Source organism: Pseudomonas sp. B6001 (genome assembly GCF_013386015.1).
Taxonomy (GTDB): Bacteria; Pseudomonadota; Gammaproteobacteria; order Pseudomonadales; family Pseudomonadaceae; genus Aquipseudomonas.
This window is the reverse complement of sequence record NZ_JACAOX010000045.1, coordinates 29415-36711: the sequence shown is the minus strand read 5'-3', so window position 1 is coordinate 36711 and position 7297 is coordinate 29415. Positions and strand designations below refer to the sequence as shown.

Sequence of the window (7297 nt, the reverse complement as noted above, 5' to 3'; positions counted from 1 at the left end):
GATGCGGCGACCCGACAAGCCAGCTCCCACATTTGAACCGTGCCCGCTTTAGCTTTTGATTTTGATCTTAGGCACACCGAGCCTAAGCGAGGTGCCGAGTGGTGGGGCAAGAGCGTTTTGCTTACTTTTGCGCTTTTCAAAAGTGAGCCGCTGTAAGAGCGGAACCAATAGCAGCCGTGACCGCAGCAACGGATATGTACCCATAACCCCGCCATCCCCCCCGCCATCCCCCCGCATTGCACCCGCAGCCCAGAGCCGATAGTCTTGCAAATCATTACCAGCCCAATCGCCCCAGCACCCCCGGGCCCATTGGGTAAAAGGAGAGGTTTGTGAACATCGGACAGTTCGCCTTTCAACGCCAGGTTGAAAATCTATACGTCGACCACAACGCCTGGCTACGTACCCTGTTGCGCCGCAAGCTGGGCAACGCATTCGACGCCGCCGACCTGGCCCACGACGTCTACCTGCAACTCATGCGCAAGGGCCAACTCCCGCCCACCGGCGAATCCCGGCGACACCTGACCCAGATCGCCAACGGCCTGGTCATCGACCTCTACCGCCGCCGCCAGATCGAATCCGCCTACCTGCAAGCCCTGGCCCTGTTGCCCGAACCCTGCGCCCCCGATGAAGAAACCCGCGCCCTGGCCATCGAGGCCCTGATCCAAATCGACGCCGCCCTGCACAGCCTGCCACCCAAGGCGCGCCAGGCCCTGTTGCTGTGCAAGCTCGATGGCCTGAGCTACCGCGAGATCGCCGCCAAGCTCCAGGTCTCCGTCTCCTCGGTGGAAAAGTATATCGCCGCCGGCCTGCTGGCCTGCTACCAGACCCTGTACGGTTGACCCTCGCAATGTCGACCGAGCAGCCAATCTCCCCGGATATCATCGAGCGCGCCGCCGCCTGGATGGCCCGCCTGTGGGCCGATGACGCCAGCGCCGAAGACCACGCCAACTGCCTGCACTGGCGCGCCGAACATCCCCACCACGAACTGGCCTGGACGCGCCTGCTGGGCTTCGAGCAAAAACTCCACAGCATCCCCGCGCCGGTGGCCAGGCACAGCCTGGCCGAACCCGACGCTCCCGACTCCCCCGACCGCCGGAGCACCCTGCGCCTGCTGGGCCTGTTGGTCGCAGCCGGTGGCCTCACCTACGGCGTGCGCCACACAGACGCCTGGCAACTGGCGAGTGCCGGCCATAGCACCCGCACCGGTGAAGTTCGCGAAGTGGTATTGCCCGACGGTACCCGCCTGGTATTGGGCCCGGCTTCAGCAATTGACGTGCAGTTCGATGACGACCAGCGCCTGGTGCTGCTGCGGGCCGGCGAGGTCTTCATCACGACCGCGCCGTCACCCCGGCCGTTTCGGGTGCAGAGTCGCCAGGGCGTGTTTCATGCCCTGGGCACGCGCTTCAGCCTGCGCCAATGCGACGACGGCAACTGCCAGTTGGCCGTGCTTGAGGGCGCCGTGCAGGTGCAGCCCGACCATGGCGCAGGTGCGCGGGTGGAGGCAGGTCAAGGCGCCACGGTTTCCAGGGACACCGTGCAGCCGACCGCAGCAGTGACTGACCGCAGCATCGCCTGGGTCAAGGGCCTGTTGGTGGCCGATGGTACCCGGCTCGACGAACTGATCGCCGAGCTGGGACGCTACCGCACCGGTGTACTGCGCTGTGCGCCTGAGGTGGCGATGCTGCGGGTCAGCGGTGTATTGCACCTGGACAACACCGACCTGGCGCTGGACAACCTGGCCGCCGCGTTGCCGATCCAGGTGGTGCGGCGCACCCGCTATTGGGTGACGGTCCGCGCCCCTGCCTGAAAATTCCTTGAGGTTTCGATTGAGGGTTTTGGCCGCTCGTTCGGAAGATAAGGTAAGGGCGAGCAAAGGCTCATTCAGTCAGGGAGACTTCATGAGTAACAAGGATGTGGCTGCGGCCAAACCCAGTGGGCGCGGCGCGGTCTCGCAAGTGTTGCGGCCGGTGCGCGGGCGACTGATCGCTGCGGCACTGCTGGCCGGTGTGGGCAGTATGCTGACGCTGGTGCCGCTGGGGGGCATTGTGCATATCGCCAGGGTCGCCCTCGGCGCGCCGTCGATGGCCCAGGCATCGGGCGAGGTCTGGTTGACCATCAGCCTCAGCCTGGCGAGCCTGTTCGCGGGCCTGCTGTTGATGACAGTTGCGGAGACGGTCGCGCACCTGGCCGACAACCACATCACTCGCCACTTGCGCCTGGCCATCGCCCAGCGCCTGAGCCAGGTGCCGCTGGGCTGGTTCACCGAGCGGGCGTCGGGCGAGGTCAAGCAGGCAATGCAGGATGACATCGGCACCCTGCACAGCCTGACTGCGCATTTCTACACCACCGTGGGCCGTTGTGCCGGGGCCGTGCTGCTGTCGGCGGCTTATCTGTTCATGGTGGACTGGCGCATGGCGCTGGTCTCGCTGTTGCCGTTTCCGGGGTTTTTGCTGTTTTTTACCCGGGCGATGAAAGCCAGCGGCAGCCACATGCAGTCCTTTGTCGAGCGCATGACCCGGGTCAATAACGCGGTGGTCGAGTTCGTCAACGGCATTCCGGTGGTCAAGGCCTTCGGTGCCACCGGCAAGGCCCACGCCAGTTACCGCAAGGCGGTAGATGATTTCAGCGAAGCCTTCGTTGAGTTCACCCGTCCACTGGTGGGGACGATGGCCAATGCCAACGCGATGATCGCCCCGGTGACGGTGCTCGCCATGGTGCTGACGTTTGGCCTGGTGTTTGTCAGCCTGGGCTGGATCAGCGCGGTGGAGGTGCTGCCGTTCGCCATCGTTGCACCGGGCATTTGCGCGCCACTGATGCTGCTGAGTTACATCGTGCATGATCTGGACAACGCCACCGGCGCGGCCCAGCGCGTGCAGGCACTGCTGGCGACGCCGGTGCTGGCGCAGGTGGAGCCGGGGTGCGAACGCTTGCCCAAGGACGCCGAAGTACGCGTCGAAAACCTCGGGTACGCCTACGACCCGCAGCACCCGGTACTGTCGAACATCAGCTTCACCCTCAAGCCTGGCACCGTAACCGCCATCGTCGGCGCCTCGGGTTCGGGCAAGTCGACCCTGGCGCGCCTGCTGCTGCGGTTTTTTGACCCGACCGAGGGGCGTATCACCCTGGGCGGCGTCGACCTGCGGCAGATCGAGACCTCGCAGCTCTACAACCTGATCGGCTTTGTGCTGCAAGAGGTGCGCCTGGTCCACGCCAGCGTTGCCGAAAACATCGCCCTCGGCCGGCCCAGCGCCAGCCGCAAGGAAATCGAGGCGGCCGCACGGGCCGCGAATATTCATGAGTGCATCATCGGCTTGCCACGGGGCTATGCCTCGGTGATCGGCGAGGACGCGCAGTTGTCCGGTGGCGAGCAGCAGCGTATCAGCATCGCCCGCGCAGTATTGCTGGCGCCGCCGGTGCTGGTGCTGGATGAACCCACGGCCGCCGCCGATGCCGCAAACGAGGTGGCAATCCAGGAGGCGCTGTCGCGCTTTGCCCAAGGACGCACGCTGTTGGTGATTGCCCATCGCCTCGATACCGTGATGCACGCCGACCACATCATCGTGCTGGAAAATGGCCGTATTGTTGAACAGGGCACCCATCCTCGACTGATCGCGCAAGAGGGCCGCTATGCACGCCTGTGGGCGTCGGGCGGTTACAAACAGACCCGCGAACAGGCGCTGCCGACATGCTGAAAACCTTTATCGAACTGTTGGGCGATGACGGGCCGGTCTTCCGTCGCTATGTCGGGAAAGTGATGTTCTACGGTGCGCTGTGCGGGCTGACCCTCGCCGCCCTGGTGCCGGTACTCACCGACATGCTCAACGGTGATCTGGCCGAAGCGGCGTTGTGGCTGGTGGTGTTCCTGGCGGCGGTGGCGACGTGTTGGGCCACGCGACGCGAGGTTGAAAAGGCTGGCGTCGCGGTGGGTGTGGCGGTGCTGCAAGGCGGGCGCCAGCGCATCGGCGACCATGTGGCCGAACTGCCTGTCGGCTGGTTCACGCCTGATAACACGGCGCGGCTCAACCAGGTGGTGACCCAGGGCATGATGGCCGTGGCTCAGCTGCCGGCCCATGTATTTACTCCGGTGCTCAGCGGCGTGGTGACGCCATTGGTGCTGGTACTGGCGTTGTTTGTGCTGCACTGGAAAATGGGCCTGATTGCCTTGCTGGCGTTGCCGATTCTCGGCGGCGCGTTCTGGCTCAGCGCCCGCCTTGGGCGGCGCGCCGACCGGGCGTTCCAGCGCAGCTCGGCCGACACCAGCCAGCGCATGCTGGAGTTCGCCCAGTCGCAGTCGGTGTTGCGTGCGTTCAGTGGCGGCGGCAGCTCGGTGTTCCTGCAACGGGCGATCGAGCAGCAGCACGTGACCGGGGCGCGCCTGATCCTGCTGTCCGCCACCTCGATTCTGCTGAACATGTGGCTGGTGCAGGTGGTGTTCGCGGCCTTGTTGATCGCCGCCGCGCTCTGGCTTGACGCTTACCTGGGAAATGCCTTGCACGTGGGCTCGGTGATTGCGGTGATGGTGTCGCTGTTGCTGGTCAGCCGCTTCATCGACCCGTTGCTGGAGGTGGCCGGCTATGGCGAAACGTTGCGCGGCGCCGGGGTGCAGCTTGAGGCGGTGCGCGAGATATTGGCCGCGTCGCCCCTGAAGGCGTCGAGCGCGCCGCAATCTCCACGGGATGCCTCGGTGGAACTGTTCGATGTGAGCTTTCGCCACGCGGCCGGTTCAAGGGACGTGCTGCGCGGGGTGAACCTGCGTATCGAGCCCGGCAGCATGACGGCGCTGGTAGGGGCTTGCGGCTCAGGCAAGACCACGCTATTGCGATTGGTCGCGCGGTTTTTCGAGGTCAGCCAGGGCCAGGTGTGTATCGGTGGCGTGGACGTACGACAGATGTCCGGCGAGCAGCTCAACGCGCAGATCAGCCAGATCTTCCAGGACACGTACCTGTTCCAGGGCAGCGTCGCCGACAACATTCGCCTCGGCAAACCCGACGCCAGCGACGCACAAGTGTTGGAGGCCGCGCGGCAGGCCGGTGTGCAGGCGATTATCGAGCGCCTGCCCATGGGCCTGTCGACCACGGTGGGTGAGGGCGGGGCACGCCTGTCCGGTGGCGAGCGTCAGCGTGTCGCGATCGCCCGTGCGTTGATCAAGGGCGCGCCGATCCTGCTGGTGGACGAAGCCACGGCAGCACTGGACGCCGAGAACCAGGCGGTCATCGCCGAAACCCTGGCACGCTTGCGCGGCACATGCACGCTGATCGTGATCGCGCATCAGTTGTCGACGGTGGTGATGGCCGACCAGATCGTGGTGCTCGATGAAGGCCGGATCGTGGAGCAGGGCACGCCTGAGCAATTGACCGCAAGGCAAGGGCGCTATGCCCGGTTCCTCGCGCAGCGGCGAGCGTCGAAAGGCTGGCGTATCGCTTAGTGGACCCGCCAGGACGGCGGGTCCGAAGGGCAGGTCAGAGCTTCGGCAGTTGCCCGATGCGGCCCATCATTTCGGTGACGATCTGCAGGTCCAGCAGGAACTGGTCGACGGTCTTGAACTCGTTGTCGGTATGGCCGGTGTACTTGACCTCCGGCCGTGCCAGGCCGAATTGCACGCCGTTGGGCAGCTCATGCACCGAGGTAGCGCCGGCAGACGTGCCGTACTTGTGCTCCATGCCCAGGTTCTCGCTGGCCACCGCCAACAGCGCCTTGACCCACTCGCCCTCAGGGTTGCGGTACATCGGCTCGGCGATCGAGTAATCGAAGGTCACAGCCACATGGTTTTTCTTGGTCCAGGCGCTGAGCTTGTCGGCGATTTCGGCCTTGAGCGCTTCCGGTGACTTGCCCTTTGGCACCCGCAGGTTGACCGCCAGCTTGAAGGTAGTGTCATCTTCGCCCACATAGGTCAGCGAGGTGGTCAGCGGGCCCATGAACGCATCGGAGAAGCCCACGCCCAGCTTGGCGCCCAGGTAATCCAGGCCCCAGTTGTTGGCGGCGTAGTGCGCGGCGTCGGTGAACTGGTTGTGCTTGAGCGCGACCTTGCCGTCGAGGCTGTTGAGGAAGTCGAGGACCCTCGCTACCGGGTTCACCCCGGATTCCGGTTCGGAGGAGTGGGCGGACACGCCAGTGACGGTCAACTGAACGTCCTTGCCGACGACCTTGGCCGCCACTTCAAAGTCGCCGCCATTGCGCTTGGCGTACTCGCTGCCGGCCTTTTGCAGGCTGGCGGCCAGTTCGGCAGGCTTGTCGCTGAGCAATGTCACCACCGACGCCGACGGAATCTGGTTGGTGGCCTTGCCACCGGTCATCGAGATGATTTCTGCGCCTTTGCCTGCAGCCTTGCGCTTGGGGAACTTGGCCATGACCGTGCCGTAGCCTTTCTCGGCGATCACCACCGGGTAGCCGCCGTCCAGCGCCAGGTTGTAGTTGGGCGTTGGGTTGTGCTCGAAGTAGTACGGGATCGCGTCGCCGGAGGTTTCCTCGGTGGTGTCCACCAGCAGCTTGAAATTGCGCGCCAGCGGCAGCTTCTCTTCCTTGATCACCTTCATCGCGTACATCGCCACCACGATGCCGTTCTTGTCATCCTCGGTGCCGCGACCATACATCCGGTCGCCGATCAGCGTGACCTTGAATGGGTCGAGCTTGGTGCCGTCCTTGAGTACCCAGTTTTCCGGGGTTACCGGCACCACGTCCGCGTGAGCGTGGATGCCGACCACTTCATCGCCGCTGCCTTCCAGGGAAATCTCGTAGACGCGGTTGTCGATGTTGCGGAAGTTCAGGTTGAACGACTCGGCCAGGCTCTTGATCTTGGCGGCGATCTTGATGAACTCGGGATTGTCGTGCTGGGCCACGCCGGCGACCTGGAAGGTCGGGATCTCCACCAGCTCACGCAGGGTTTCAGTGGCGGCCGCACCGTACTTCACCCGCGCATACAGGCCCAGCAGGCGATGGATTTCATTCTGCTGGTCGGCGGTCAGGTCCTTGTTGTCGAGAAAGGCACTGATGGCCGGGCCGAGGTTGTCGCTCTTGGCCACGTCATTCTTGGCAAGGCTGGCGAGGAACTGCCGGAAATCCTTGACCGAGGCATCGCTGAAGGTCTTCAGGATGACGGCGTTCTGTTGTGGGGTGAGGTTGGCTTGAGCTTGGGTGGTGAACACCGAAAGGCTGGCGGCCATCAGGGTGGCTACGGCCAGTTGCTTGAGGGAAAAATCCATTGCTGGGGGCATTCCTTTGCAGGGAGTGAGTGAGAAATGTCTGATCGAAAGGTCAGAAACAATTTCACACACTACCATCGGGAGGGCGTAGGAGGGGA

5 protein-coding genes are annotated in these 7297 nt (G+C 64.2%); 4 read left to right on the top strand and 1 reads right to left on the bottom strand.

Annotation, left to right across the window (positions count from 1 at the left end):
* The first annotated feature begins 329 nt into the window (after positions 1–329).
* From HX821_RS29980 to HX821_RS29965, 4 genes are all read left to right on the top strand, one after another.
* Entirely contained in the window at positions 330–839 is a 510-nt protein-coding gene (locus tag HX821_RS29980) for a sigma-70 family RNA polymerase sigma factor (protein WP_087694914.1), read from the top strand.
* A gap of 8 nt (positions 840–847) precedes the next feature.
* Positions 848–1807 carry a FecR domain-containing protein gene (locus tag HX821_RS29975; protein ID WP_177037241.1) on the top strand — a complete coding sequence of 320 codons (960 nt, stop codon included), beginning with the start codon at positions 848–850 and terminating at the stop codon, positions 1805–1807.
* A gap of 91 nt (positions 1808–1898) precedes the next feature.
* Positions 1899–3692, top strand: a complete 1794-nt coding sequence (locus tag HX821_RS29970; RefSeq protein WP_177037239.1) for an ABC transporter ATP-binding protein — start codon at positions 1899–1901, stop codon at positions 3690–3692.
* Positions 3686–5425, top strand: a complete 1740-nt coding sequence (locus tag HX821_RS29965; protein WP_177037237.1) for an ABC transporter ATP-binding protein — start codon at positions 3686–3688, stop codon at positions 5423–5425. The genes HX821_RS29970 and HX821_RS29965 overlap by 7 nt, the downstream gene beginning before the upstream one ends.
* A 34-nt stretch (positions 5426–5459) precedes the next feature.
* Here the strand turns inward: HX821_RS29965 and HX821_RS29960 are convergent, their stop codons facing one another.
* A complete protein-coding gene (locus HX821_RS29960; protein ID WP_177037236.1) occupies positions 5460–7199 on the bottom strand; it encodes a dipeptidase in 1740 nt (579 codons plus the stop codon).
* Positions 7200–7297 lie beyond the last annotated feature (98 nt).

What these genes read in the sequence shown, in the direction of transcription:
- HX821_RS29975 (WP_177037241.1), top strand. Translation starts at nt 848, where the DNA reads ATGTCGACCGAGCAGCCAATCTCCCCGGATATCATCGAGCGCGCCGCC.
- HX821_RS29970 (WP_177037239.1), top strand. Translation starts at nt 1,899, where the DNA reads ATGAGTAACAAGGATGTGGCTGCGGCCAAACCCAGTGGGCGCGGCGCG.
- HX821_RS29965 (WP_177037237.1), top strand. Translation starts at nt 3,686, where the DNA reads ATGCTGAAAACCTTTATCGAACTGTTGGGCGATGACGGGCCGGTCTTC.
- HX821_RS29960 (WP_177037236.1), bottom strand. Translation starts at nt 7,199, where the DNA reads ATGGATTTTTCCCTCAAGCAACTGGCCGTAGCCACCCTGATGGCCGCC.